Origin of the sequence: Desulfovibrio desulfuricans DSM 642 (assembly GCF_000420465.1) — a bacterium.
Classification (GTDB): Bacteria; Desulfobacterota; Desulfovibrionia; order Desulfovibrionales; family Desulfovibrionaceae; genus Desulfovibrio; species Desulfovibrio desulfuricans.
The window spans coordinates 84506-109100 of sequence record NZ_ATUZ01000018.1; the positions used below are offsets into that span (position 1 = coordinate 84506).

Annotated in this window: 23 protein-coding genes; 14 read left to right on the forward strand and 9 right to left on the reverse strand. The window is 61.0% G+C overall.

What is annotated here, in order from left to right; all coding sequences use genetic code 11:
• Positions 1-36 precede the first annotated feature (36 nt).
• The 12 genes from urtA (at position 37) to ureG (ending at position 11589) form a co-directional block, all read left to right on the forward strand.
• On the forward strand, positions 37-1323 hold the full coding sequence (urtA, locus tag G449_RS0113850; RefSeq protein WP_022659916.1) for an urea ABC transporter substrate-binding protein: 1287 nt from the start codon (positions 37-39) through the stop codon (positions 1321-1323).
• A 118-nt stretch (positions 1324-1441) separates the two neighbouring features.
• Complete coding sequence (gene urtB / locus G449_RS0113855) at positions 1442-3124, forward strand: urea ABC transporter permease subunit UrtB (protein WP_022659917.1); 1683 nt, start codon at positions 1442-1444, stop codon at positions 3122-3124.
• Positions 3125-4276 (forward strand): urea ABC transporter permease subunit UrtC, encoded by a 1152-nt coding sequence (gene urtC, locus G449_RS17245; protein ID WP_022659918.1) that lies wholly within the window; start codon positions 3125-3127, stop codon positions 4274-4276.
• Complete coding sequence (urtD, locus tag G449_RS17250; RefSeq protein ID WP_022659919.1) at positions 4273-5169, forward strand: urea ABC transporter ATP-binding protein UrtD; 897 nt, start codon at positions 4273-4275, stop codon at positions 5167-5169. The genes urtC and urtD overlap by 4 nt, the downstream gene beginning before the upstream one ends.
• A 103-nt stretch (positions 5170-5272) precedes the next feature.
• On the forward strand, positions 5273-5968 hold the full coding sequence (gene urtE / locus G449_RS0113870) for an urea ABC transporter ATP-binding subunit UrtE (RefSeq protein ID WP_022659920.1): 696 nt from the start codon (positions 5273-5275) through the stop codon (positions 5966-5968).
• A gap of 29 nt (positions 5969-5997) precedes the next feature.
• Positions 5998-7056 carry an urease accessory protein UreD gene (locus G449_RS0113875; protein WP_022659921.1) on the forward strand — a complete coding sequence of 353 codons (1059 nt, stop codon included), beginning with the start codon at positions 5998-6000 and terminating at the stop codon, positions 7054-7056.
• A gap of 102 nt (positions 7057-7158) precedes the next feature.
• Positions 7159-7461 carry an urease subunit gamma gene (ureA, locus tag G449_RS0113880; RefSeq protein ID WP_022659922.1) on the forward strand — a complete coding sequence of 101 codons (303 nt, stop codon included), beginning with the start codon at positions 7159-7161 and terminating at the stop codon, positions 7459-7461.
• A 72-nt stretch (positions 7462-7533) separates the two neighbouring features.
• Positions 7534-7875 carry an urease subunit beta gene (locus G449_RS0113885; RefSeq protein ID WP_022659923.1) on the forward strand — a complete coding sequence of 114 codons (342 nt, stop codon included), beginning with the start codon at positions 7534-7536 and terminating at the stop codon, positions 7873-7875.
• Entirely contained in the window at positions 7872-9593 is a 1722-nt protein-coding gene (ureC, locus tag G449_RS0113890) for an urease subunit alpha (protein WP_022659924.1), read from the forward strand. The genes G449_RS0113885 and ureC overlap by 4 nt, the downstream gene beginning before the upstream one ends.
• Positions 9594-9615: 22 nt before the next feature.
• A complete protein-coding gene (ureE, locus tag G449_RS0113895; RefSeq protein WP_022659925.1) occupies positions 9616-10059 on the forward strand; it encodes an urease accessory protein UreE in 444 nt (147 codons plus the stop codon).
• Positions 10052-10954, forward strand: a complete 903-nt coding sequence (locus tag G449_RS0113900; RefSeq protein WP_022659926.1) for an urease accessory protein UreF — start codon at positions 10052-10054, stop codon at positions 10952-10954. The genes ureE and G449_RS0113900 overlap by 8 nt, the downstream gene beginning before the upstream one ends.
• Before the next feature lie 5 nt (positions 10955-10959).
• Positions 10960-11589, forward strand: coding sequence for an urease accessory protein UreG (gene ureG, locus G449_RS0113905; RefSeq protein ID WP_022659927.1), 630 nt, complete (start codon positions 10960-10962; stop codon positions 11587-11589).
• A 97-nt stretch (positions 11590-11686) separates the two neighbouring features.
• Here ureG and prfA read toward each other — a convergent pair whose 3' ends face one another.
• From prfA to rpmE, 3 genes are all read right to left on the reverse strand, one after another.
• Complete coding sequence (gene prfA, locus G449_RS0113910) at positions 11687-12757, reverse strand: peptide chain release factor 1 (protein WP_027181030.1); 1071 nt, start codon at positions 12755-12757, stop codon at positions 11687-11689.
• A gap of 132 nt (positions 12758-12889) precedes the next feature.
• Entirely contained in the window at positions 12890-13804 is a 915-nt protein-coding gene (locus G449_RS0113915) for a DUF1385 domain-containing protein (protein WP_034605777.1), read from the reverse strand.
• 172 nt (positions 13805-13976) lie between these two features.
• Complete coding sequence (gene rpmE / locus G449_RS0113920; protein WP_022659930.1) at positions 13977-14186, reverse strand: 50S ribosomal protein L31; 210 nt, start codon at positions 14184-14186, stop codon at positions 13977-13979.
• A 266-nt stretch (positions 14187-14452) separates the two neighbouring features.
• On the opposite strand from rpmE, the gene G449_RS0113925 reads away from it, so the two are divergent.
• Positions 14453-15229, forward strand: a complete 777-nt coding sequence (locus G449_RS0113925; RefSeq protein ID WP_022659931.1) for a TlyA family RNA methyltransferase — start codon at positions 14453-14455, stop codon at positions 15227-15229.
• 6 nt (positions 15230-15235) lie between these two features.
• Here G449_RS0113925 and G449_RS17255 read toward each other — a convergent pair whose 3' ends face one another.
• From G449_RS17255 to G449_RS0113955, 6 genes are all read right to left on the reverse strand, one after another.
• Positions 15236-16498, reverse strand: a complete 1263-nt coding sequence (locus G449_RS17255; protein ID WP_022659932.1) for a DNA polymerase IV — start codon at positions 16496-16498, stop codon at positions 15236-15238.
• A gap of 347 nt (positions 16499-16845) precedes the next feature.
• A complete protein-coding gene (locus G449_RS0113935) occupies positions 16846-18534 on the reverse strand; it encodes a cation:proton antiporter (RefSeq protein ID WP_022659933.1) in 1689 nt (562 codons plus the stop codon).
• 132 nt (positions 18535-18666) lie between these two features.
• On the reverse strand, positions 18667-19080 hold the full coding sequence (locus tag G449_RS0113940) for a secondary thiamine-phosphate synthase enzyme YjbQ (protein ID WP_022659934.1): 414 nt from the start codon (positions 19078-19080) through the stop codon (positions 18667-18669).
• A gap of 7 nt (positions 19081-19087) precedes the next feature.
• Positions 19088-20275 carry an ATP-grasp domain-containing protein gene (locus tag G449_RS0113945; RefSeq protein ID WP_022659935.1) on the reverse strand — a complete coding sequence of 396 codons (1188 nt, stop codon included), beginning with the start codon at positions 20273-20275 and terminating at the stop codon, positions 19088-19090.
• Positions 20272-21606: a homoserine dehydrogenase gene (locus tag G449_RS0113950; protein ID WP_022659936.1), complete on the reverse strand. Its 1335-nt coding sequence runs from the start codon at positions 21604-21606 to the stop codon at positions 20272-20274. The genes G449_RS0113945 and G449_RS0113950 overlap by 4 nt, the downstream gene beginning before the upstream one ends.
• A 386-nt stretch (positions 21607-21992) precedes the next feature.
• Positions 21993-23174 carry an aminotransferase class I/II-fold pyridoxal phosphate-dependent enzyme gene (locus G449_RS0113955; RefSeq protein WP_022659937.1) on the reverse strand — a complete coding sequence of 394 codons (1182 nt, stop codon included), beginning with the start codon at positions 23172-23174 and terminating at the stop codon, positions 21993-21995.
• Between the two features lie 332 nt (positions 23175-23506).
• Here G449_RS0113955 and mtnA point away from each other — a divergent pair, with 332 nt between their 5' ends.
• A complete protein-coding gene (mtnA, locus tag G449_RS0113960; RefSeq protein ID WP_022659938.1) occupies positions 23507-24595 on the forward strand; it encodes an S-methyl-5-thioribose-1-phosphate isomerase in 1089 nt (362 codons plus the stop codon).

Consider the following 24595-nt stretch of genomic DNA (forward strand, 5'->3'; position numbering starts at 1 on the left):
CGTACAGCCATACAGACAGTTCCAAGGAGGCTCCACATGTTCAAGAAAACGTTGGCGGCGTTGGCTCTCATGCTCGTCACCCTGTGCGGTTCGCTGAACGCAAAGGCAGCAGAAGACACCATAAAGGTGGGCATTCTGCATTCGCTCTCCGGCACCATGGCCATCAGCGAAACAACGCTGAAAGACGTCATGCTCATGCTCATTGAAGAGCAGAACAAAAAAGGCGGCCTGCTGGGCAAGAAGCTGGAACCCGTGGTGGTAGACCCTGCCTCCAACTGGCCCCTCTTTGCAGAAAAGGCCCGCGAACTGCTGAGCAAGGACAAGGTCGCCGCTGTTTTCGGCTGTTGGACCTCGGTTTCGCGCAAGTCCGTGTTGCCCGTGTTTGAAGAACTCAACGGCCTCCTCTTCTACCCCGTGCAGTACGAAGGCGAAGAATCCTCGCGCAACGTCATCTACACCGGCGCGGCCCCGAACCAGCAGGCCATCCCCGCTGTGGACTACCTGATGAACGACCTCGGCGTGAAGCGCTGGGTGCTGGCCGGTACGGACTACGTGTTCCCCCGCACCGCCAACAAGATCATCGAAGCCTACCTGATCTCCAAGGGCGTGAAAAAGGAAGATATCCTCATCAACTACACGCCCTTCGGTCATTCCGACTGGCAGTCCATCGTTGCTGAAATCAAAAAGTTCGGCAACGCGGGCAAAAAGACCGCCGTGGTTTCCACCCTCAACGGTGATGCCAACGTGCCTTTCTACAAGGAACTTGCCAACCAGGGAATCACTGCCGCCGACATTCCCGTCATGGCTTTCTCCGTGGGGGAAGAAGAACTTTCCGGCATAGATACCAAGCCTCTGGTGGGCCATCTGGCCGCCTGGAACTACTTCATGAGCGTGGACAATCCCGCCAACAAGACCTTCATCAAAAGATGGCACGACTTCACCAAGAATCCCAAGCGCGTGACCAACGACCCCATGGAAGCCCACTACATCGGTTTCAACCTGTGGGTGAAGGCTGTTGAAAAGGCCCAGAGCACCGATGTGAACAAGGTTCTGAAGGCCATTGTGGGCCTTGAGACCCCCAACCTCACCGGCGGCATGGCCAAGGTCCTGCCCAACCACCACATCACCAAGCCCGTGCTGATTGGCGAAATCCAGGCCGACGGCCAGTTCCAGGTGGTCTGGGAAACGCCCTCCGTGGTTCCCGGCGAAGCGTGGTCGCACTACCTGCCCGAATCCAAGGATCTGATCGGCGACTGGACCGACCCCATCAACTGCGGCAACTACAACACCAAGACCAAGAAATGCGGCGGTGCTTCCAAATAGCCCCCGTAACCGTCTGAACCTGCTGCGGGGGCCCCAGCGGCCCCCGCAATCCCCCCACGGCACGTCGGCCAGGGTCAGCCCCGTGCAGACCCGGCAGACCAGACTAAAGGATATTCCCATGCGCACGGCGCTCTTGCTCTGCTGCCTCATAATTTTCAGCCTGCCTCCCGCAGTGCTGGCGTCCGGACCGGAACCGGACGGGAATGCCGGGGGCGCGGTTTCGACTCCTTCCGCGTCCCCGGTGCAAACTTCGCCATCCATTATTCCAGCCGATCTGCTCAAGGCTCTGGTGAGCCCCAAGGTAGCGGACAGGGATGCGGCCATTGCCGCACTGGAAAAGGATGACAGCAGCCTTGCCGCGCCACTGCGCGAAAAACTGCTGGAAGCCCTGCTGCGCAACACCCTGCTGGCCGATGCAGCTGCCGGAGCGCTTTTTGTGAGCGACGATGCAGGTCAGGCGCGGCCCCTCAACGCCAAGGGCGAACTTGGCACGGCACAGAGTGCCGACAGCCTGCGCAAGGTGGGCACAAGCAACCGCCAGCGCCAGCGTATTACTGATATCCTCAACGCTCAGGCCCTTACCTCCACAGACACGGTCAAGCGCCGTCAGGCTTCGGCGGCCCTCATGGACAGCGCCACCCCGCCCCTCAAGGCGGAGGCCCTGCACAAGCTGCTGGATGGGGAAAAGGACGAAGCCGTGCGCGCGAACCTCAGCGCGGCACTGGCTCTCTACGTGGCAGCTGACCCGGCCTCCGTGCGCTCAGACCAGCTTGCCGCCGTCAAGGCCCTGAACAGCAACGGCAGCCCCGCCGCCCTCAACGCCCTGCGTACGCTTGCCGCCTCATCCGACACGGCGGTGGCAAAAGCGGCGGACGATGCCCTGTATTCCCAGCGCGTTTCCGCCCAGTGGGCGCAGTTTTTTGAAATGCTCTTCTTCGGCACGAGTCTGGGATCCATTCTTGTACTGGCCGCCATTGGCCTTGCCATCACCTTTGGCGTCATGGGCGTTATCAACATGGCCCACGGCGAGCTGATCATGCTTGGGGCCTATACGGCCTGGGGCATGCAGCAGCTCTTGCCGGGCCAGCCCGGTCTTGCGCTCATTCTGGCTGTTCCCGCCGCCTTTCTGGTGAGCGGCGGCACGGGCGTACTGCTTGAAAAAACTGTTATCCGCTTTCTCTATGGCCGCCCGCTGGAAACCCTGCTGGCAACATTCGGCATCAGCCTTGTGCTGCAACAGGCCGTGCGTACCGTGTTTTCGCCCCTCAACCGCGCCGTGCAGAACCCGGAATTCATGAGCGGCGTGTGGCAGATAACCCAGCATTTCAGCCTGACCTGCAACCGCGTGTATATCATCCTTTTCTGCCTCGGCGTGTTTGCCCTCATCCATGTGGCCATGCACCGCACCCGGCTGGGGCTTGAAGTACGCGCCGTATCGCAAAACAGAGCCATTGCCCGCTGCATGGGCATACGCGCCTCGCGCGTGGACGCGCTGACCTTCGGCCTTGGCTCCGGCGTGGCTGGCATGGCTGGCGTGGCCTTGAGCCAGGTTTCCAACGTTGGCCCCAATCTGGGCCAGACCTACATTGTGGATTCCTTCATGGTTGTGGTGTTTGGCGGGGTGGGCAACCTCTGGGGAACGCTCACGGGCGGGCTGGCCCTAGGCATTGCCAACAAATTTCTGGAGCCTGCCAGTGGGGCCATGCTCTCCAAGATCATCATTCTGGTCTGCCTTATCCTGTTCATCCAGAAGCGCCCGCGCGGCTTGTTTCCGCAAAAGGGCCGTGCGGTGGAGGCGTAAATGGCGACCGATATCTTTGAACACGAAAGGCTGCTCAACGCGCCTACCCGCAACTTTCTGGCTATTACCGCCCTGCTGTCGCTGGCTGTGGTTGCAGGCAGCCTGCTGCCCGCAGGCAGCGCCCTGCATGTGCCGGGCTACATGGTCACCCTGCTTGGCAAATACCTGACCTACTCCCTGCTGGCTCTTTCCGTTGATCTGGTGTGGGGTTTCATGGGTGTGCTCAGCCTTGGGCACGGCGCGTTTTTCGCCCTTGGGGGCTACGGCTTCGGCATGTACCTCATGCGGCAGATAGGTGCGCGCGGCGTATATGGAAATGCCAACCTGCCGGACTTCATGGTTTTTCTTAACTGGAGGGAACTTCCCTGGTTCTGGCAGGGCAGCGAATACTTTGTGGTGGCACTGCTGCTGGTCGTGCTGCTGCCCGGCCTGCTGACCTATGTGTTTGGCAGATTGGCCTTTGGTTCGCGGGTTTCGGGCGTGTATTTCTCCATTATGAGTCAGGCCATGACCTATGCCCTCCTGCTGGCCTTTTTCCGCAACGAAATGGGCTTTGGCGGCAACAACGGCCTCACGGACTTCAAGACCCTGCTGGGCTTTGAATTGCAGACAGACGGCATGCGCACAACCCTGTTTGCCTGCTCCGCCGTGGCGCTCATGGCTGGCTACCTTCTGTGCAGGGCTGTCACCGCGTCGCGCCTTGGGCGCGTGTGCGTGGCCGTACGCGATGCGGAAAGCCGCGTGCGCTTTATCGGCTACAGGGTGGAGCGTTATCAGGTGGCGGTGTTCACGCTGTCCGCCATTCTGGCGGGCATTGGCGGCGCTCTGTATGTGCCGCAGGTGGGCATCATCAACCCCGGAGAATTTTCGCCCCTCAACTCCATTGAAATTGTGGTCTGGGTGGCGCTTGGAGGCCGTGGGCGGCTCTATGGCGCGGTGCTTGGAGCGTTTGCCGTCAATGCCTTCAAAACGTGGTTTACGGCGGTCATGCCCGAGGCCTGGCTGTTTGCCCTTGGCGGCATGTTTGTGCTGGTGACCATCTTCCTGCCGCAGGGTCTGGCGGGCTTGCCCGATCAGTGGCGCAACCGCGCAACACGGGGCGCAAGGCCGGATTCCCCTGCCGATTCCGCCAGAGAAGGAGGCGCAGCATGAAGACCCAGCAGGATATTTTGCACGGGCGCAGCCTTGAGGACGTGGCAGAAGCCGCCCGCGCCTACGAAGAAACGCACGCCCCCTTTGACAAGCGCCCCATGAAGATGCGCGCCCGGCCCCCGCGCCCCATGATGTCCAAGCCAGATATTGCGCTGTACATGGAAAAAATCAGCGTGAGCTTTGACGGCTTCAAGGCGCTCAATGACCTGACCTTCTATGTGGACAAGGGCGAACTGCGCTGCGTCATCGGCCCCAACGGCGCTGGCAAAACCACCATGATGGACGTCATCACCGGCAAAACCCGGCCCGACAGGGGTTCCGCATGGTTTGGGCGCACCTGCAACCTGCTGCAAATGGATGAGGTCGCCATCGCCCAGGCTGGTATTGGCCGCAAATTCCAGAAGCCCTCGGTGTTCGAGGCGTTGAGCGTGCTGCAAAATCTGGAGCTGGCGCTGGCTGGCGACAAGCGGGTATGGCCCACGTTCCGCGCGCGGCTCTCTACGGACAACAGGGTCTTTATCGAAGAAGTGCTGCACCGCATCCGCCTGACGGAACTGGCCCGCTTGCAGGCGGGCAAGCTCTCGCACGGGCAAAAGCAGTGGCTTGAAATCGGCATGCTGCTCATGCAGAAGCCGCAACTCCTGCTGCTGGACGAACCCGTGGCGGGCATGACGCCTGAGGAAATGGACCGCACTATTGACCTGCTGCACGACCTTGAGGGCGAGCAGAGCATCATGGTGGTGGAGCACGACATGGAATTTGTGCGGGCCATTGCCCACAAGGTCACAGTGCTGCATCAAGGCAGCGTGCTTGCCGAGGGCACCATGGACGAAATGCAGAACCACCCCGCCGTGGTTGAAGCCTATCTGGGCGAACCGCTGGGCGCGGCCTAGCGCCTGCACGCCCCCTGGTCAGCCGTGGCTGATCTCGGGCTGATCACGGACTGGACCACTGCAAACTGCCAATTTTCGAGCCTCATGCTCCAGGAGGAGCGTAATGCTGCATATCAAAGGTCTCAATCAGTATTATGGCGAAAGCCACATCCTGCGCGACGTCAACCTTGAGGTAAAGGCCGGTTCGTGCGCCTGCCTCATGGGCCGCAACGGCGTGGGCAAAACCACATTGCTTCAGTGCATCATGGGCGTGCTGCCCGCGCGCTCCGGTCATATTCTCCTTGAAGGAACGGACTTGCTTCCTCTGCCTGTGGAGCGCCGTGCGGCCCTGGGCATCGGTTATGTGCCTCAGGGCCGCCAAATCTTCCCCCTGCTGACCGTGCGTGAAAACATGGAGCTTTCCCTGCCCATGCGCAAGGACAAGGCCGGGGCCATTCCTCCGTTCATCTTTGACTTTTTCCCCGTGCTGGGCGAAATGATGCATCGGAGGGGCGGCGATCTTTCCGGCGGGCAGCAGCAACAGCTTGCCATTGCCCGGGCGCTCACGCTGGAGCCGCGTCTGCTCATTCTGGACGAACCAACCGAGGGCATCCAGCCCAACATTGTGCGCGACATCGCCACAACCATTCGCAGACTCAACGAGGAAATGGGCCTCACCGTGCTGCTGGTGGAGCAGAAAGTGCCTTTTGCCCGCCGCATGGCAGATACCTATATGATTATGGATCGCGGGCACATCGTTTCGCAGGGCGGCATGCACGGCCTGGACGATGCAACCGTCAAAGCCTTTCTGAGCGTCTGATTCCCGCCACGGAATCCAAGAGGAACTGCATGTCTGCCAACACCGCAAACCCTGCCGGCAATCTCCACGGTCACTGCTTTACGCCTGACCGCCGCTGGAGCGCGCGCATGGAGCTGGATTTTGCGGTGCGGCAGGGACGTACCACGCTGGCAAAAATGCAGTTCAGCGGGCCTTTGCGCGTGCAGCGGCCCTTCTATCCCGAAGCTGCGCCAGCCAATGCGCCGGGCCGGGCGCAGGCGTTCCAGCCCTGCCACTGCTGCCTGCTGCACCCGCCGGGCGGCCTTGTGAGCGGCGACGATCTGAGCCTTGCCGTGCGGCTTGCGCAAGGCGCGCACGCCCTGCTCACCGCCCCTTCTGCCTCCAAATTCTACGCTGCGGATGAACATAATGTGGCGCAGCGTCAGACCACAGACCTGAACGTTGCGGGCGGCATGCTGGAATGGCTGCCGCGTGAAACCATCATCTATGACGGGGCGCGGGCCGAGATGCGCACATCGGTGGAGCTGGACAATGCCAGCGCCTGTATTGGCTGGGAAATGATCTGCCTTGGCCGCCCTGCCGCCAACGAGAGCTTTACCCACGGCAGCGTGCGCCAAAGCCTCATCCTCACTCGCGAGGGCCTGCCCCTGCTGCATGAAGTGCTGCGCTTTGAAGGCGGCGATGCCCTGCAAAAATGCGCCTGTGGTCTGGATGATCAGGCGGTCTCCGCCACCCTCTTTGCCGTGGGACGCGGAGCGGATGACGGGCAAGACCTTGCCGCGCTGGAAGCATGCTGCACCACGCTGCAAAACATGCTCTCGCCCAACTGCGACTTTGATGATGCGCCAGATGGCACTCCTGATGATGCATCTGGAGGGCAAAGCCCCGCTGCAAGCGATATTTCCGTCCAGGCCAAGCCCGTTCCCCTGTCTGCCCACATGGGGGAACGGGCCGGAGCCACCGTGCGCGGCGGGGTGCTTGTGGTGCGCTATCTGGGGCCGGATATGGAAGAAGCGCGCAGCCTGTTGCTGACAACCTGGAACCTGCTGCGGCCCGCGCTGACCGGTTGCCCGCCGCACATGCCGCGCATCTGGTACGGAGCTTTTTAAGGGTGTTTTTCACAGCCGGGCTGCTATTGAGACTGCTAGCCGAGCTGCGCCAATATAAATTTCAAGGAACTCTTGCGGCATGCCGCATATACTGGAGGCAACATGGAACTTCTGCCCAGAGAAAAAGACAAGCTGCTGCTTTTCACCGCCGGGCTGCTGGCAGAGAGGCGCAAGGCCCGGGGCCTCAAGCTCAATTACCCCGAGGCTGTGGCCTACATCAGCCTGGCCGTGCTTGAAGGCGCGCGCGATGGGCAAAGCGTGGCCGAACTTATGGGTTCGTGCCGCAACCTGCTCACGCGCGAGGACGTCATGGACGGCGTACCCGAGATGATCCACGAAGTGCAGGTGGAGGCCACCTTTCCTGACGGCACCAAGCTTGTGACGGTGCACGACCCCATTCTGTAATCAGGGCCGACCACGGGCAAGCCGTACACGACAACGAACGCGGCAACGTACACGAACACACAAGGGGGACGCATGATTCCCGGTGAATTTCATATCGCTGAGGGCGAAATAACCCTCAACGCACTCTCGGAAGGGCAGGAAGTTGTGCTGGAAGTTTCCAATACCGGCGACAGGCCCATTCAGGTGGGTTCGCACTACCATTTTTTTGAAGTAAACCCGGCTCTTACCTTTGCCCGCGAATCCGCGCGCGGCATGCGGCTCGACATACCCGCCGGAACCGCCGTGCGTTTTGAGCCGGGGCAGAAACGCGAGGTGCGCCTTGTGCCCTACGCCGGGGCACGGCGCGTGTTTGGCTTTCGCGCCCAGATCATGGGGGCGCTTGATGCCGAAGCCCCCAGGGAGGAAAAAGCATGATCCGCATTCCCAGAAGCCAGTATGCCGAACTCTACGGCCCCACCACGGGCGACCGCATCCGCCTTGCGGACACGGAACTGTGGATCGAAATTGAGCGCGACCACACAGTCTATGGCGATGAAGTCTGTTTTGGCGGCGGCAAGGTCATTCGCGATGGCATGGGCCAGAGCCAGATCAGCAATGCTGACGGCGCTATGGACACCGTCATCACAAATGCCGTCATCATGGATGCGGCGCTGGGCATCATCAAGGCTGATCTTGGCATACGCGACGGGCGCATTGCCGCCATCGGCAAGGCTGGAAACCCCGATGTGCAGCCCGATGTGGACGTGATCATCGGCCCCGGCACGGAAATCATTGCAGGGGAAGGCTGCCTGCTCACCGCTGGCGGCATGGACTCGCACATCCATTTTATCTGCCCGCAACAGGTGGAAGAAGCCCTGGCCAGCGGCATCACCACCATGCTTGGCGGCGGCACCGGCCCCGCCACGGGCACCAACGCTACCACCTGCACCCCCGGCCCCTGGCATCTGGAACGCATGCTGGCCGCCACAGACGCACTGCCCATGAACTTTGGATTTCTGGGCAAGGGCAATGCCGCCATGCCCGATGCCCTGCGCGAGCAGCTCGAGGCGGGCGCCTGCGGCCTGAAACTGCACGAAGACTGGGGCACCACCCCCGCTGCCATCGACACCTGCCTTACCGTGGCTGACGAATACGATGTACAGGTCGCCATCCATACCGACACGCTCAATGAGGCGGGCTTTGTGGAAGACACGCTGGCCGCGTTCCGTGGCCGCACCATCCACACCTACCACACGGAAGGCGCAGGCGGCGGCCACGCACCCGACATTCTGCGCGCCTGCTCCCTGCCCAACGTGCTGCCCTCGTCCACCAATCCCACCCGACCCTATACCGTGAACACCGTGGACGAGCATCTGGACATGCTCATGGTTTGCCACCACCTCAACCCCTCCCTGCCAGAGGACGCGGCCTTTGCCGATTCGCGCATCCGGCGCGAAACCATTGCCGCGGAGGATATCTTGCAGGACATGGGCGTGATCTCCATGATTTCCTCAGACTCGCAGGCCATGGGCCGCGTGGGCGAGGTCATCACCCGCGCGTGGCAGACCGCCCACAAGATGAAGGTGCAGCGCGGCCCCCTGCCCGAAGACCGAGGGCACGGCAACGACAACTTTCGCGTGCGCCGGTATCTGGCCAAGTACACCTGCAATCCTGCCGTTACCCACGGCCTTTCCCACGCCATTGGCGCAGTGGCCCCCGGCCTTCTGGCCGACCTCGTGCTGTGGAAGCCCGCCTTCTTTGGGGTCAAACCTTCGCTGGTCATCAAGGGCGGGCAGATAGCCGCCGCGCCCATGGGCGATGCCAACGCCTCCATCCCCACGCCGCAACCCATGCACTACCGGCCCATGTTTGGCGCGCTGGGGCAGGCTGCGGCTGCCGCCAGCCTGAGCTTTGTTTCGCGTGCCTTCATGGAAAACGGCGGCGAGGGACGGCTGCGGGAGCTGGGTCTGCTGCGCGGGCTTTCCTCCTGCCGGGGCACGCGCACACTGTGCAAGAGCGACCTTTTGCTCAACAGCGCCACCCCGGCCATTGCCGTGAATCCGCAAACCTATGAAGTCCGCGCTGACGGCGAAATACTCACCTGCGCTCCGGCAGAAGTGCTGCCGCTGGCGCAACGGTATTTTTTGTTCTAGGCAAACCACCCAAGGAGCGACCATGCTGGAATTTACCGAAAACATGGGGCAGCGCAACAACCTGGAGCCTACGGCCACCCTCACCCTGACCTGGGAGCAACGCGGCAAATGCCGTCAGCGGCTGCGGTTGGACAGCGGCGAAGAAGCGGGCCTGTTTCTCACGCGCGGGCAGGTTCTGCGCGAGGGCGATATTCTGCGCGCCGGGGACGTGCTGGCAATTGTACGCAACGGCGCGGAACCCGTGGTGACGGGCATTGCCCCCAACTGGGAAACCCTGGCACGCGCCTGCTATCACATTGGCAACCGCCACGCCGCCTTGCAGCTTGGGCACAAATGGCTGCGCTTCATGCCCGACCACGTGCTTGAAGAACTGGCGGAAAATCTGGGTCTGCGGCTGCGGCGCGAAAATCTCCCCTTTGTACCCGAGGGCGGAGCCTACGGCGGGCACGGTCACAGTCATGGCTGAATTGGCTACCGGACTGGCGACTGACTTGGCATCCGAGCTGCCGCCTCCGGCAAGGGCTCTGGCAGGCGGAACCTGCCTTGCTCAACATGTTCAACAGTGTGCGACACATGCGCAGGCGGAGGATGCCGCAGGGCAAACCGGGCCGCATGCTGGCCGTGGCTGTAGCCACCCGGCATGGAATGGGCCGCAGTTTGGCCTGACAGCCCTGCTCTATCTGGCGGGGCAATCCCTGCCCGTGGGCGGCTTTGCCTGGTCGCAGGGCCTTGCCGCCGCTGTGGAACGGGGGCAGGCAGGCACTGCGGAAGGCGTGCGCCGCTGGCTTTGGGGCGTGCTGCGCCTCGGCCTTGCGCGCAACGACCTGCCCCTTTTGCTGCGCATGCACGGGGCAGCAAGCAGTGCAGATGCCGGTGCGCTGGCCCACTGGAACGCCCTTATGCTTGCCGGACGCGAAAGCCGTGAACTGTGGCAGGAAGAAATCCAGATGGGCCGCGCCCTGCGCCGCATTTTGCACGATCAGGACATGCTGCCGCACTGGCCGCTGCCTGACAACGCGGGATACACGGCCTGTTTTGCTGTTGCCGCCGTCATGCTCGACCAGCACGTCCGCAGCATGGAGCCTTATTGCGATCCTGCCGCGCTGCAGCGCGCCGGGATGGACGCGGCCTGCGCCTATGTGTGGAGCTGGCTGCAAAATCAGGTGGCCGTGGCCTGCAAAACAGTGCCTCTGGGCCAGACCGCCGCGCAAAAACTTTTGCTGGAGTTCATGCCTGCCGTGCCGCAACTGGTGGCTCAGGCAGCGGCCCTGCCCGATGAGGACATAGGCTCCAGCCTCCCCGGCCTTGCCCTGTGCAGCGCCGGGCACGAACGACAATACACCCGACTTTTCAGGAGTTGAACGTCATGACCAATAGACCCTGCCTGCGTGTGGGCGTTGGCGGCCCTGTGGGTTCCGGCAAAACGGCCCTCTTGCGCCACCTGTGCATGCGCCTTCGCAAGCACTACAACATGGCTGTCGTCACCAACGACATTTATACCCGCGAAGATGCGGAATTTCTGCTGCGTCATAACGCCCTTGAGGCCGACCGCATCATCGGCGTTGAAACGGGCGGCTGCCCGCACACTGCCATCCGCGAAGACGCCTCCATGAATATTCAGGCCATTGAAGAGCTTCAGGCGCGCCATCCCGGCCTTGAGCTGGTGCTGGTGGAAAGCGGCGGGGACAACCTCTCCGCCACGTTCAGCCCGGAACTTGCAGATCTGACCATCTATGTCATAGACGTGAGCGGCGGGGACAAAATCCCGCGCAAGGGTGGCCCCGGTATCACCAAGTCCGACCTGCTCATCATCAACAAGGTTGACCTCGCGCCCATGGTGCATGCCTCGCTGGATGTGATGGAGCGGGACACCCGCCGCATGCGCGGCGAACGCCCCTATGTTCTCACCGAAATGCTTTCCGGCGCCGGCATTGAGGCCGTGATCGCCTTTATCATCCGCGAGGGCATGCTGCGGCTGCCCGACCAGTCAGCATAAGTGCATTGCCTGCCGCGTGGATGCCCGCCACGCAGACGCAAAAAACGCCCGCAAATTGCGGGCGTTTTTAGTAGCTAGCCATACTAAGGCGGGACGATTAATCAGAAGCCTGCGCCTTGAGTGCATCGGCTTGCGCCACCGTGCTCAGGGCCTCAATCAGAGGATCGATTTCGCCTTCCATGATGCGGTCCAAAGAATACAGGGTCAGGTTGATGCGGTGATCCGTGCAACGCCCCTGCGGGAAATTGTAGGTGCGGATGCGCTCGGAACGGTCGCCGGAACCCACCTGCGACTTGCGGTCGGCGGAAATTTCCGAATTATAGCGTTCACGCTCGGCGGCCAGAATGCGCGAAGCAAGCACCTTCATGGCGCGGGCCTTGTTTTTGTGCTGCGAGCGTTCGTCCTGACAGGTCACAACGGTATTGGTGGGCAAGTGCGTGATGCGCACCGCCGATTCCGTCTTGTTGACGTGCTGGCCGCCAGCGCCGGAAGCCCGGTAAATATCAATGCGCAGGTCTTCGGGGCGGATTTCCACGTCCACTTCTTCCGCTTCGGGCATAACGGCCACTGTGGCGGCAGAGGTGTGGATGCGTCCCTGGGCTTCTGTGGCGGGCACGCGCTGCACACGGTGGGTGCCAGCCTCGAACTTGAGGCGGCTGTACACCTTGTTGCCGCTGATAAGGCAGATAACTTCCTTGAGGCCGCCCGACTCAGAGGGCGATTCGCTCATGAGTTCCACCTTCCAGCCCTTTACTTCGGCATAGCGCGAATACATGCGGAACAGATCGGCGGCAAACAGGGCCGCTTCTTCGCCGCCAGTACCGGCGCGGATTTCAAGAATGGTGTTCTTTTCGTCCAGCGGATCCTTGGGCAGCAGCATGAGCTTGAGCTCCTGCTCCACCTCGGGCAATTCCTTTTCAATGCGACGCAGGTCTTCATGGGCAAGCTCGCGCATTTCCGGATCTTCATCGCGCAGCAGCAGCTTGTTTTCGGCCTGCTCCTGCAACAGCGCCTTGTGACGGCGGTACATTCCCACAATGTCGCGCAGATCGGCATGGGCCTTGGTGAGCTTGCGGTAGTGTTCCTGATCGTTGAACACGTCCGGCTCAGCCAGGGAATGCTCCAGCTCCATGAATTTCTTTTCCAGACCTTCCAATTTGGCGAACATAGGTGTCTCCAACACGCTGTGGGCGGAAAAAACGGAAATCGGGCGCGCAGCCATGCCGCAAGCAGCATGCCAGGCAACAGGCCCATGTACAGCATCTGCCGCAAAGGCGGCAGAAAAAGACGGCAATAAGCGCTATTCCGTGGTGTAGGCTACGGTGCGCACCTTCGCGCCATCATCCGGGCCAAGGGCTTCACGCAGGGCCACCACGGCCACCTCAAGCTGGCTTTCGTCAGGCTCGTAGGTGGTGAGCCGCTGGAGGGCCAGCCCCGGCGCGCGCAGCACCGTTGCCAAAAGCCCTTCGGGCAGTTTGGCAGCGTAGCGTATAAGCTCATAGGCCAACGCGCTGATGGGCACCATCAGCAGCAGCTTGACGCCAATTGTGAGGGCATGCTTGGCAACCTCGCCCTGCGGCGTGTAAATGCTCAGCATCAGGGGAACCAGCACCGCATGCAGCAATATGGAAATGCTGATGACAAACAGCAAAAACGTGGTTCCGCAGCGCGGATGCAGGCGGCTTTTGCCCATGGCGGCGGCAGCATCCACATCCCCCCCAGCTTCGTAGGCGTGGATGGTTTTGTGTTCTGCCCCGTGATACTGAAAAACACGGCGAATATCAGGCACATACGAAATTGCCTTGATATACCCCATGAAGATGCAGCACTTGAAAAAGCCGTCCCAGAGGTGGAACGAAAGCCCTTCCACATCGCCGCCAAGCCGCGCCCAGAGCATCACCAGCGAGAGCAGGTGCGGCACAACCACAAAAAGGCCCACTGCCATCAGCAGGGCCAGAATCAGCGTAAGCACCAGATGCCAGCCGGAGATTTCCTCCTGCTCGCTCTGGGCCACAGCTTCAACCGAGCGGTTGAGAGCCTTGATGCCGTTGACCAGCGTTTCCAGCAGCACAGGGAAGCCCCGCACAAAGGGCTTTTTGAGCCAGGGGCTGCGGGTAAGCGAAAACCACGGACAGCGCATGGCACGAATGACGCCGTCGGTCTGGCGAACAGCCAGTCCGTAGACATCACCGTGACGCATCATCACGCCTTCCATGACGGCCTGCCCGCCCACCGGGGCGCATTCCGCATTCAAAAGAGCGAGGGCAAGCTGCAACACACCGCTCGCGCGCTTTGCGCGCGGGGCGATTTGCTGCGAGCCTGCCCACCGCGAACTTTCGGGCGTCATGCCAGTGCTGGAGTCCCGGTAAAGGCCCGACCCAAGCTTACTACTGATCAAACTTGGCGTACTTCTTGCGGAAGCGGTCAATACGACCAGCGGTATCAAGAAAGCGCTGCTTGCCGGTGAAGAAAGGATGGCAAGCGGAGCAAACTTCCACGCTAACCTGTTCGCCCTTGGTGGAGAGCACATGCTCTTCATTGCCGCAGGCGCAGGTGATGGTGGCGTTGAACACTTTGGGATGGATATCATTTTTCATGGCAGCTACCTCGTGAACGCGGCATAATCCAGCTTTTACAGCAATTCGGACGCCCGCGCGTTTTACCCTTGGCGCGGCGCAGTACCGCACAAGGGCAAGCTATATAGCCCTCTTTTGCGGCTTTGGCAAGTCCGCCGGACGGGGTTGAGCATAAAATGGCTTTACAGCCTCTTGCGATGGGCCTGCCGCAAGCCTTTTGACTGCCCCTTACGGGGCAGGCTTGGGGCAGTCTTGTGGTTGATGCGGCAAGCAGCTATAAGACCCCCATGCCTAAATCACCCAGACAACGCGCCGACCAGCTTGTATTTGAGCAGGGCCTTGCGGAAAGCCGCGAACAGGCCCGCCGCCTTATCATGGCGGGCAAAATCATCCTTGAGCAGACAGTTCCCGGCGCGCCGCCGCAGGTTGTGCCCAAGCCGGGGCATCCTTTTGCCGCGGACACGGTTTTTGCCCTGCTGGAGCCGGAACGCTACGTGAGCCGTGGCGCTTACAAGCTTTTGACCATCCTCGAGCATTTCACGCTGGACGTGACCGGCTTTGTGTGTCTGGACGCGGGCGCTTCCACCGGCGGCTTTACGGACTGCCTGCTGCAAAGGGGGGCCAAACGCGTCTATGCCGTGGATGTGGGCAAAAACCAGTTGCACGAACGCCTGCGCGCCGATGATCGCGTAGTGAACCTTGAAGGCGTCAACCTGCGCCATGCGGAGCAGAGCCTTATCCCCGAGATGGTTGATCTGGTGGTCGCGGACGTTTCCTTTATTTCGCTCACCCTCGTGCTGCCCTCGTGCATGCCCTGGCTCAAACCCGGCGGCATGCTCGCCACGCTCATCAAACCCCAGTTTGAGCTTGGCCCCGGCGAAACCGTCAAGGGCGTGGTGCGCGATGAGGCCGCCCGCCAGCGTGCGGTGGACAAAATTCTGCTCTTCACCCAGGCCAATCTGGGCCTTGCCTGTCAGGGTGTGCTGCCCGCAGCCATCAAGGGGCCCAAGGGCAATCAGGAATACATGGCCCTGTTTGCGCGGCAAGGTCAGGCAAACGCTTAAAGCCGCCTACTCCTCACGATCAGATTCGTTTGCATCCGCCGCATCGGCATCCCCAGCGCTGCTCTGGACAGGCGCGGCAGCGGTCTTTTTTTCCGCAGGCGTAAACAGCCGCCCGCGCTGCACGGCCTTTTTGCCAAAGCGGCTGCGCAGATCGTCCAGCGCGGCATCAAGTTTTTGCCTTCTGGCCTCGACCTGCGGGTCCAGCCCCTGCGTTGCGGGCTTGACCGCGCCCGGCAAGACCAGTTGCGCCACAGGCGCGTCAAAACCTGAAACCCCAAGGCCGATAAGCCGCACAGGCTGCGGCAGGGGCAGCTCGCGCAGCAGGGCGCAGCCCACCTCAAAAATGGTTTCCGTGGCGTTTATGCCCTCCGGCAGGGTGCGCGATCGGGTAACCTGCCTGAAATCCGTATACTTGACCTTGAGCGTCACCGTGCGGCCCCTGTAGCCATGCCGCCGTAGCGAGGCACCCACGCGCTCTGCATGGGCCAGCAACATGCGCTGCAAAAAATCCCGGTCGCGCGTGTCCTCATTAAAGGTGCATTCGGCGCTTTCGCTCTTGGCGGCGCGCTCGGTTTCTATGCCGCGCGGGTCGCGCCCGTGCACGCGCTCATACAGCACACCGCCCCACTTGCCGTATTTGCGCAGCATGAAATCCAGACTGTAGCGGCGCAACTGCCCCACCGTTCTCACGCCCAGACCTTGCAGACTCTCAACCATGCGCTTGCCCACGCCGGGAATCTTGCCCACGGGCAGGGTCGCCAGAAAGGCGTCCACTTCTTCGGGACGCAGGATAAAGATGCCATCGGGCTTGTTGATGTCTGAACATATCTTGGCAAGGAATTTCACCGGCGCGGCCCCGGCGGAACAGGTGAGTCCGCCTGTGGCCTCACGCACACGCTCCTTGATGCGCAAGAGCAGCTCTTCCAGCGAGCCGAACAGACGTTCAAGGCCTGTGGCATCCACGTAGGCCTCATCCACACTGGCCTGTTCCACAAGAGGCGAAAACTCGCCAAGGGCCGCCATGACCGCCCGCGAAAGCTCGGCATAGCGCGCGTATCGCCCACGCACCACAATGGCCTGCGGGCAAAGCCTGCGCGCCGTTGCCATGGGCATGGCCGAATGCACCCCAAAAATGCGCGCCTCGTAAGAACAGGTGGAAACCACGCCCCTCTGCTCGCCGCCCACAATAACGGGCTTGCCGCGCAGGGACGGGTCGTCCATCTGCTCTACCGATGCAAAAAAGGCATCCATGTCGATATGGATAATCATGACAACATTCCGGGCGCTGGCTTCACTGCGGTGTAAGGCGGTGAAGATGATTGAAGTCTTGTGATTTTTCTTTGCGATGCACGTTAATACACTACAATTTCGGCGTAATTTTTTCTCTATCAAAGATTTACGTTTAAAAAGATGGCTTTTGTCCTTTAACAAGGAAAAGGCCCGTTTCAGGACAGCAACCAACAGTAACGGCAGTCGCGGTTCACACAAGAGAAATTTTGCTCTCCGGCAAGGAAGAACGTTTTTTTGCGCAAGGAGTGTACAAAAAAGGTACTCGACTGAAGCTAAAAAACGTTCTGACGCAGCCAGAGAACAAAAGAGCCTTGTGCGAACCGCGACTAGTCGAGCTTCTCGCGCACACGTTCCAGTTCCGTCTGCACATACGCTTCCGGCGCACCCGCCGAACGCAGCAAGTACTCCGCCATGGCCAGCGCAACTTCACGCTCGCCGCTGAACACAGCATCCACGCCTTTCTCGCGCAGTGAGCGGGCCTCGCTCACAAAAGCTGTGTGCGCCAGAATGCGCGCATGCGGATTGACCGCGCGCGCTATGGGCGTCACTTCGCCAGCAGGGATGCTGGGGGTTGTCAGCAGCAGCGCCTCGGCCTTTTCCAGGCCAGCTTCGCGCAGCACTTCGGCCTGCATGGCATCGCCGTGCACCACGGGTACCCCTTCGCTGCGCAAAAGCCGCACAGTGTCGATATTCATTTCCACAACCACGGGCAGCATGCGGCTGTCCTGCAAAATGCGGCAGCAACTGCGGCCAACGGGGCCGTAGCCCACCACAACCACCCGCCCTCGGGTGCCTTCGTCCGGCACGATCAGGCAGGCCGAAGGTTCGGCAACGTTGCCGCGCTTGCGCTTCTCCCACCACAGCCCCAGATCCTTGGCCTTGCGGTACAGCATGGGGTTGAACGTGATGGAAATGATGGCCGCAGGAATGAGCGCATTGTTCACCCTCTGGTCAAAAACCCCAAGGCTGATGCCAAGACCCGCAAGAATAAAAGTAAATTCACCCACCTGCGACAGGGAGGCGGCCACGGGCAGCCCCAGCTTGAGAGGCTTGCGGAACAAACTTGTCATCAGCAGCGCCCCAAGGGGCTTCACAATCATGATGACAAAAAGAGTCGCCAGCATGAGGGGCCAGTCCTGCGCCAGCGAGGCGGGATCAAAGAGCATGCCCACAGACACAAAAAACAGCACGGCAAAGGCATCGCGCAGGGGCAGGGCTTCGGCGGCGGCACGGGCGCTGAACTCGGACTGCCCTACAACCATGCCAGCCAAAAAAGCGCCAAGCGCCATGGACGCTCCAAAAAACTCCGCCGCCGCCACGGCAATGCCAAGGGCCAGAGCCAGCACCGCAAGGGTAAACAGATCGCGGGTTCCCGTGCGGGCAACATAGCCCAGAAACAACGGGATAAGCTTTTGCCCGGCCACAAGCGTAAACACGGAGAGCGCCGCCAGTTTGAGCAGGGTCATGCCCAGGGCGCTCCAGAATTCGCCGCCCGGAGAAAGAACCGAAGGCAGGAGCACAAGCAGCAGGATGGTAAAGATATCTTCCACCACCAGCCAGCCCAGGGCCACATGCCCGGTGGTATTGTGCAGGTCATGGTTATCGGCAAGTACACGGGTAAGCACCACGGTGCTGGCAACAGAAATAGCCATGCCGTAGACCGCGCCGGACAGCAGATCAAAGCCGAAAAAATGCAACAGCCCCATGCTTGCCAGCGTTGCCAGCGATATCTGCGCCGCTGCGCCGCCAGTGGCAATGGCCCCCACGGCCAGCAGATCCTTGAGGTGAAAATGCAGGCCCACGCCAAACATCAGCAGGATAACGCCGATCTCCGCGCACTGGGCCGCCGTGGACGCATCGGCCACAAAGCCGGGGGAGTGAGGGCCTACGATGATGCCTGCGAGCAGATAGCCCACAAGCGGGGAAAGGCGCAGTTTCTGCGTGATAAAACCAAGAACCAGAGCGGCGGAAAGCCCCCCGGCAAGCGTAAGAATAAGATCTACGTCATGGGGCATGGATTGTGCTCCTTTGAGGCCATGAAAAGGCAGGCCGCAAACAGCTGAATGCCCGCTCTAGAGCTGTTAACGAATGGAATGGGTTAACTGCTCCGCAAGGATTTTCCTGAAAAATCCTTGCCACGAAATGCTCTAGTCGTCGGACTTCAGCCATTGCAGCCACAGGTTGCGTCGGCGGGGGCCGTCGCCCTCGCACAGGTAAACAGATTGCCAGGTGCCAAGGCACAGTTCGCCCTTCTCCACAATCAGCAGGAGGGATGGCCCATGCAGGGTGGTTTTTATGTGGGCATCACTGTTGCCCTCAGCGTGGCGGTAATCGCCATGCTCCGGAGCAAGGCGGCTAAAAAAGGCCAGCATGTCGCGCCGCACGTCAGGGTCTGCGCCTTCGTTGACCGTGAGGCCGCAAGTGGTGTGCGGGCAAAACAGAGCCAGAGCGCCGCTCTGCCAGCGGCCATCTGCGGCCTTGCGACGCACCAGCGAGCGTAGCTCCGCCGTGATGTCGACCATCTCGCAACGGCTGCGGGTGCTTATTTCGAGAGTTTCCACGGCTGCCTCAACTTGTGAATTCCAGCAGGTCGGAGCGGGCTATGCGGCCCAGCTCTTCACGCTGGTTTTCCGGCGTTTCGGTAAAGAGAAAACCAAACAGCCCGTAGCGCGTGAAATCGCTTTTGCGCACATGCAGCACACGGGCAAAGCCCCGGCTCAATGCCTCGTAATCAAAGTTGCGCACGGGCGGGCAGTTTTCCGGCTTGTTCAGCACAATGAGGGTGTAGAGCTTGCCTTCGCGCCCTGCCAGAGCCTTGTCCCAATCAGGCCGCCGCCCTTCCAGAAAGCAGCCGTAGGTGTGGAAGCCCCAGGAAAACAGGGTGACGTCCGTGCAGCACCAGCCCGCAAAACGCAGGGCATTGAATTCTATGGGCCGTATACGTCCCTGGGCGTCACGCCGCAGCTCCACATGGGTGGGAAAATTCCGCAGACCCAGCAAGGAGTTAACCTTGTTGAACCATGCCTCGAACTCCGCAAGGTGTGAGCGTACCACAGAAGCGCCCGTGTAGTACAGGCGGTCGCTCACGTCCGAAGCGGAAGCAAATTCGTGCCGCAGGATGTTGCAGATCACGGCCTGCCCCTGTGCGTCAAAGTACACATCCACGGCGTATTCATCGCCGTCAATGTATTCCTCGATGAGCCAGTCTTCGCTGTCCACCACGCTGTCTGGATACTGCTCGCGCCAGTGCGTTGCTTCCTGCTCAATGACGGCAAGGGCGGCCTGCCAGTCTTCGCGGGTGCGCACAATGCGCACGCCCAGGCTGAAAAAGCCCACAGAAGGCTTGACCACGCAGGGCAGGCGCAGTTCTTCAAAAGGCAGGTGGCGCAGGGCATCAAGGCTGAGTCTGCGATAGAAATAATCATCGTAGAGGGGGCGCAGCAACTCGCGGGTCCTGGCCTTGTTCTTGAGCTTTTCAATGCCGCTGACAAGCTCGGCATTGTCCACATGGTCGCAAACCCAGGCCAGGGAATTTTCCGAGCAGGTATAGATGCGCGGGGGCGCGCAGTCCGGGCAGGGCTTCCGGCCCTGGGCCGCAAATTCCGCTTCCGGTATGAGGTTCAGGGGCGCTGCGCCAGAAAGCGCGCGGGCGCGGGACAAGTCCCGCGCCACAGCATTGTCGAGCACCGGTTCCCGCCGGGCTGCCGCGTAGTCGAGCAGCTCTGGCGAGACGTATGGTTCATCAAAAATTATCATGCTCCTCCCAACACGCGGAAGTACACCGCGGGTTCCTTGAGCAGGCCGGCGTCCATGGTGCGCTGGAGGGCGTCGCTCATGGCGCGGGCCGTGGTTTCGTGGGTCATGAAGACCAGCGGCACGCCGTTGCCTTCATCGCTCTTCTGGATGACCTGAGCCATGCTGATGCCCTCGGCGGCCATGCAGCCCGAAAGATCACGCAGCACGCCGGGGGTGTCCTGCACCATGACGCGCACATAGTAGCACGAGCGCCATTCTTCCGGCGGCACGATGGAGGCCTTGGGCAATTCCTTGCCCACAAAGCCGGTGTTGTTGGGGCGTTCATCGCGGGCAACAGCCAGCAGATCGCCCAGCACGGCCCCGGCTGTGGGCAGATCGCCCGCGCCGCGCCCGTGGAAAAACAGCGGGCCGGAAGCGTTGGCGTCCACCCGCACGGCGTTGTACACGCCGCCCACGCGGGCAAGCAAAAATTTGTGGTACACTAGGGCGGGGAACACCCCGGCCTCAAGCCGGATGTTGCCTTCACCCTCAGCACCCTCGGCGCCGGGCACCTCGCGCACCTGACCAATGAGCTTGATGCGGTAGCCAAATTCGCGCGCAAGGCGGATATCCATGCCAGAAAGCCCGCGAATGCCGCGCACCGAAAGGGCCGTGTAGGGATAGTGCACCCCGTAGGCCAGACGGATAAGCAGAATAAGCTTGTGGGCGGCATCATGACCGTCAATGTCCAGCGTGGGATCGGCCTCGGCATAGCCCAGCTGCTGGGCCTGCTTGAGCGCAACGTCAAAATCCATGCCATTGCTGGTCATTTCAGACAAAATATAGTTGCTGGTGCCGTTGAGAATGCCCATGAGCGATTCAATCCGGTTGCCCGTGAGGCTTTCCTTCAGCGTTTCCACAATGGGGATGGCCCCGGCCACGCTGGCTTCGTAGCGCAGGATGCGCTTTTTGCGGTCAGCCTTCTGGAACAGGGCCAGACCTTCCTCGGCCAGCAGGGCCTTGTTGGCGGTGACGATGTGCTTGCCCTGATCAAGGGCGCGGTCGATGATGGTGCGGGCATTGTCGATGCCGCCGATCAGTTCCACCAGCACGTCAATTTCAGGATCATCGGTAAGCGCGCGGTAATCGGTGGTTAGCTCGGTTCCGGCTGGCAACGGGGCGCTGCGGGCCTTGGTGGCGTTGCGCACAAGCACCTTTTTGAGCACGATGTCGCGCCCGCAACGGCGGCGAATAAGATCGGCGTTTTCGTCAAGCAGACGCACAAGGCCGCCGCCCACGGTGCCGAATCCGGCAAGGCCCACTACCAGGGGTTTATCGCTGTTCTTTGTCATGTCGCCTCCGAATCTGCTGCCTAACCCCGGTCTGTCCGCCGCGGGCCTGCGCGGTTGTTGGCCATGTGCGGCCTTATGGTTGCTGCGGCGGGGCCGGAAAACCTCCCGACCCCGCCGATTTCAGTAATTCGGACCTCGCTTCTTACCGTCCGAAAAAACGGCTTTTGAAAGCGAAATTTTGTTCCCTGGCAAGAAAACGACCCGTTTCAGGCTGTCCAGGGGACAAATGATGCTTCCAAAACCTGTTTTGCCATCCTGCGGATTTTTGCCTTCCGGCAAGGAATGCGGGCTTTTTATGCAGGGAGTGTACTCTGATGGTACTCGACCGGAATAAAAAGACCGCCTGACGCCGCCGGAAGCAAAAAGGCGCGGAGTGCGAAACAGGTTTAGTCGGAGACGCCCGACAACAACCGCCGCATACTGCTAATAGCCTGCCGCGTGCGTTGATCGTTTTCAATCAGGGCAAAACGCACGTATTCGTCGCCGTAGGAGCCGAAGCCCAGGCCAGGCGAAACAGCCACGTGGGCCTCCTGCAACAGCAGCTTGGAGAATTCCACGGAGCCCATCTTGCGGAAGGGTTCGGGAATGTGCGCCCACACAAACATGGTCGCCTTGGGCGAAGGTGTTTCCCAGCCGATGCGGTTCAGGCCTTCGATGAGGCGGTCGCGCCGTTCCTGATATACATCGCGGATCTGGTGCACGCAGTCTTCGGGGCCGTTGAGGGCCACGGTGGAGGCAATCTGGATGGGCTGGAACATGCCGTAATCCAGATAGCTCTTGATGCGCGCCAGGGCATGAATAAGATCCTTGTTGCCCACGGCAAACCCCACGCGCCAGCCTGGCATGGAATAGCTCTTGGACAGGGAGTAGAATTCCACGCCCACATCCTTGGCGCCCTTGGCCTGCAAAAAGCTGGGGGCCTTGTAGCCGTCAAATACCAGATCGGCGTAAGCCAGATCATGCACAACCCAGATGTGGTTTTCCTTGGCGAAGTCCACAATCTTCTGGAAGAATTCCAGATCCGTCACTTCGGTGGTGGGGTTGTGCGGATAGCAGATGAAAAGCACCTTGGGCTTGGGCCAGGCCTGACGCATGGCGGCCTCAAGGTCTTCAAAAAAGTTGCGGCCAGGGCCGATGGGCACGCTGCGCACGTCCGCGCCTGCAATGATGGGCGCGTACTTGTGGATGGGGTAGGTCGGGTCGGGTGCGAGCACCACATCGCCGGGCTCAAGAATAGCCAGCGAAAGGTGGGCCAGGCCTTCCTTGGAACCCAGGGTCACGATGGCTTCGCTGTCAGGGTCGAGCTGCACGCCGTAGTGGCGGGCATAGCGATCACAGATGGCTTTGCGCAGGTTCGGAATACCGCGCGAAAGCGAGTAGCGGTGGTTCACCGGCTTCTGTGCTGCCTCAACAAGCTTTTCGACGATGGGTGCGGGCGTTGCGATGTCCGGATTGCCCATGCTGAAGTCCACGATGTCGATATTCTGCCGACGCAGCCGCATTTTGAGGTCTCCCACCACCGCAAAAACATAGGGGGGGAGGCGGCGAATCCGCGAAAACTCTTCCATGTCTGATAGCTCCTAAGTTGATCGACATGCAGTCTGTCCCATGCGCTCGCAACAGGTCACGCCCGCACCATGCAGGCATGGACTCCACCCTGCCGCGCAGCCCCACAGGAAGCCCGTGCGTTTACCGGGCGCTCACATCGCGCCGGAAACGATTTTGTCAAGCCGCAGCATAGCCAGCCGCGCGCCTGTTTGTAAAGCATTGCGGGCCGCAGAACCCCTTGAGGGGGCATGTTTTTTATATGGTTTACGGCGAAATGCCGCCAACTGCGCTTTGCCTTCAGCGCATAGTTGTGTATCCTTGATAAATATCTCGAATCCTGCGGAGGCAAACCATGGAAGATCATATTCGCTTTGACAGGCAAAATCTTGCGCTGCACCTGCTTGACCAGCGCTTGCTGCCAGAGCAGGAAACCGAAGTGATCTGCCGCAATACAGACGACATTGTATCGGCGTTACAAACCATGGTTGTGCGCGGGGCTCCGGCCATTGGCGTCACTGCGGCCTGGGGCTGCGCCCTTGCGCTGAACGAAACCAGCGGCCCCGGCTGGGCCACCCAGCTTGAAGAACTGCTCGACCGCATTGCCAATGCCCGACCCACCGCCGTAAACCTGCGCTGGGCCGTTGAACGCATGCGCAGATGCTGGTGGAAGGGCATGAACAGCGGACGCGGCGACCGCGCCCCCCTGCTCGCGGCCTTTCTTGACGAGGCCGCCAGAATGCAGGCCGAAGATGTGGAAGCATGCAAGACTCTGGGCCGTTTTGGCGCGGATTGCCTGAAAGACGGCGACACCGTGCTCACCCACTGCAATGCTGGCGCCCTGGCCACTGCGGGCTATGGCACGGCGCTTGGGGTTATTCGAGGTGCTGTGGAGCAGGGCAAACGCATCAAGGTTATTGCCGATGAAACACGGCCCTTCCTCCAGGGCGCGCGCCTCACGGCCTGGGAACTGCACAAGGACAATATCCCCGTTACTGTTGCCTGCGACAATGCCTGCGCGCTGCTCATGAGCAAGGGGCTCGTGCAGTCTGTGGTGGTTGGGGCAGACCGCATTGCCGCCAACGGCGACGCGGCCAACAAGATCGGCACCTATGGCGTTGCCCTGCTGGCAAAGCACTTCAATATTCCTTTCTACGTGGCTGCCCCGCTCTCCACCATTGACCCCACAACGTCCGACGGCAGCGGCATTCCCATTGAGCAGCGCCCGGAACGCGAGGTCACCCACGTGGGTGATACGCGCCTTACGCCCGCAGATGTGCCCGTATACAATTTTGCTTTTGACGTAACCCCGGCAGAACTCATCACCGGCATCATCACCGAAAAAGGCGTGTTGCAGCCGCCCTACGGGCTTGCCATCTGGGCAGCCCTCAACGAGGCCAGCGCCGCGCCCGAGGTGGATGACGCCGGGATTATTGAGCGTTAG

Bases quoted from the DNA above. Each gene is read 5' to 3' on its own strand.
- urtA (WP_022659916.1), top strand. From the start codon at position 37: ATGTTCAAGAAAACGTTGGCGGCGTTGGCTCTCATGCTCGTCACCCTG.
- urtB (WP_022659917.1), top strand. From the start codon at position 1,442: ATGCGCACGGCGCTCTTGCTCTGCTGCCTCATAATTTTCAGCCTGCCT.
- urtC (WP_022659918.1), top strand. From the start codon at position 3,125: ATGGCGACCGATATCTTTGAACACGAAAGGCTGCTCAACGCGCCTACC.
- urtD (WP_022659919.1), top strand. From the start codon at position 4,273: ATGAAGACCCAGCAGGATATTTTGCACGGGCGCAGCCTTGAGGACGTG.
- urtE (WP_022659920.1), top strand. From the start codon at position 5,273: ATGCTGCATATCAAAGGTCTCAATCAGTATTATGGCGAAAGCCACATC.
- G449_RS0113875 (WP_022659921.1), top strand. From the start codon at position 5,998: ATGTCTGCCAACACCGCAAACCCTGCCGGCAATCTCCACGGTCACTGC.
- ureA (WP_022659922.1), top strand. From the start codon at position 7,159: ATGGAACTTCTGCCCAGAGAAAAAGACAAGCTGCTGCTTTTCACCGCC.
- G449_RS0113885 (WP_022659923.1), top strand. From the start codon at position 7,534: ATGATTCCCGGTGAATTTCATATCGCTGAGGGCGAAATAACCCTCAAC.
- ureC (WP_022659924.1), top strand. From the start codon at position 7,872: ATGATCCGCATTCCCAGAAGCCAGTATGCCGAACTCTACGGCCCCACC.
- ureE (WP_022659925.1), top strand. From the start codon at position 9,616: ATGCTGGAATTTACCGAAAACATGGGGCAGCGCAACAACCTGGAGCCT.
- G449_RS0113900 (WP_022659926.1), top strand. From the start codon at position 10,052: ATGGCTGAATTGGCTACCGGACTGGCGACTGACTTGGCATCCGAGCTG.
- ureG (WP_022659927.1), top strand. From the start codon at position 10,960: ATGACCAATAGACCCTGCCTGCGTGTGGGCGTTGGCGGCCCTGTGGGT.
- prfA (WP_027181030.1), bottom strand. From the start codon at position 12,757: ATGTTCGCCAAATTGGAAGGTCTGGAAAAGAAATTCATGGAGCTGGAG.
- G449_RS0113915 (WP_034605777.1), bottom strand. From the start codon at position 13,804: ATGGAAGGCGTGATGATGCGTCACGGTGATGTCTACGGACTGGCTGTT.
- rpmE (WP_022659930.1), bottom strand. From the start codon at position 14,186: ATGAAAAATGATATCCATCCCAAAGTGTTCAACGCCACCATCACCTGC.
- G449_RS0113925 (WP_022659931.1), top strand. From the start codon at position 14,453: ATGCCTAAATCACCCAGACAACGCGCCGACCAGCTTGTATTTGAGCAG.
- G449_RS17255 (WP_022659932.1), bottom strand. From the start codon at position 16,498: ATGATTATCCATATCGACATGGATGCCTTTTTTGCATCGGTAGAGCAG.
- G449_RS0113935 (WP_022659933.1), bottom strand. From the start codon at position 18,534: ATGCCCCATGACGTAGATCTTATTCTTACGCTTGCCGGGGGGCTTTCC.
- G449_RS0113945 (WP_022659935.1), bottom strand. From the start codon at position 20,275: ATGATAATTTTTGATGAACCATACGTCTCGCCAGAGCTGCTCGACTAC.
- G449_RS0113950 (WP_022659936.1), bottom strand. From the start codon at position 21,606: ATGACAAAGAACAGCGATAAACCCCTGGTAGTGGGCCTTGCCGGATTC.
- G449_RS0113955 (WP_022659937.1), bottom strand. From the start codon at position 23,174: ATGGAAGAGTTTTCGCGGATTCGCCGCCTCCCCCCCTATGTTTTTGCG.
- mtnA (WP_022659938.1), top strand. From the start codon at position 23,507: ATGGAAGATCATATTCGCTTTGACAGGCAAAATCTTGCGCTGCACCTG.